Below are 533 nucleotides of genomic sequence, written 5' to 3' on the forward strand. Positions count from 1 at the left end.
TCAATCTTATTGAAACGAGTATAATAAGGGATAAGGAACTTCACAAAACCCTCCTCCACCTCACGATTAGGAAAACCGAGACGGTAAAGGCCAAACTCTTCATTATACCCCTTTATCGTGAGATAACCGCTCTGGAAGATTACAGGCAGCGGTTCTTCATCACCATAGATGCTGTTCAGCACATCGGCATACGTTTCGGCGTGCGCCATATGCTCCAAGTCGTAATGATAGCGTTTCAACAGCTCTATCAGGTAAGTAGGCGTTCCCGTCTCAAACCAGTAGCTGCCGAACTCTTTGCGGTCGAAAGCATTCAGCAAACTGAACGGGTTATAGATGCCGATGGAGTTTTGCGTAAAGTGGTAACCGTCGTAATACTCACGCAGTTTGTCCCGGAACTGTTCGTACGTCATACCCTGCGCTTCGGCAAACTCGTGCATTTCCTCTTCAAGATTCTCTTGCAACTCCTTGTCGCTGATTCCGCAAATATCAATGTACTTGTTCCACATTGAAAGGTCATTCAGATTGTTCAGGTC

At 46.2% G+C, this 533-nt stretch carries 1 pseudogene; it reads right to left on the reverse strand.

The features are described 5' to 3' along the window. Positions 1–533, reverse strand: a pseudogene (locus KG118_RS17370) (AAA family ATPase); the annotation flags it as partial.

The sequence above is a fragment of the Bacteroides propionicigenes genome, from assembly GCF_018390535.1.
Taxonomy (GTDB): domain Bacteria; phylum Bacteroidota; class Bacteroidia; order Bacteroidales; family Bacteroidaceae; genus Bacteroides; species Bacteroides propionicigenes.